Genomic DNA, 632 nt, shown 5'->3' on the forward strand with positions numbered 1-632 from the left:
TGTTAGCAACAACTAGCGATAGACCAGTGAACACTGCGTGAATCGCGTATAGAGCAGGAGCTAGGAATACGAACATGAACTCTAGAGGCTCTGTGATACCAGTTAGGAATGAACAGAATGCAACAGAGAACAATGCACCACCAACTTGGCTACGTTTCTCAACAGGAGCCGCTAGGTACATAGCAAGTGCTGCACCTGGTAGACCAAACATCATTACTGGGAAGAAACCGTTCATGAATACACCAGCGCTCTTATCGCCGCCGAAGAAACGGTGTAGGTCACCAGATTTAACTGTTTCAGTTACTTCTTTAACAGTTGCTGTAATTTCTGGAGTTACTGAGTTAGCGAATTCAAATGTGTGAGTTTGACCAGCAACAAGAGTCTTAGCTAGAGCTGGGTCAACACAAAGTTGTTGTAGTGCAGGAAGAGCTTGACCAGCAGCTGTTGCGCCAGAAACTAGCACTTCTTGACAAGAACCCATACCAAACCAGAAGAAAGAGTTCAGTACGTGGTGTAGACCTACAGGAATTAGAGCACGGTTAAGCGTACCGTATACAAACTGACCGATTGCGCCAGAAGTAGAGATACCGTGAGCAAGTGCATCTAGACCACCTTGGATTGTTGGCCATACA

General features: G+C 45.9%; 1 protein-coding gene. It reads right to left on the reverse strand.

Annotated features, from left to right (window positions below; genetic code table 11):
• Positions 1-632, reverse strand: a 632-nt coding sequence (locus R7Z77_RS26370; protein ID WP_318137175.1) for a PTS transporter subunit EIIC, incomplete at both ends; no start/stop codon positions are given.

It is taken from the genome of Vibrio sp. 1401, assembly GCF_033340295.1.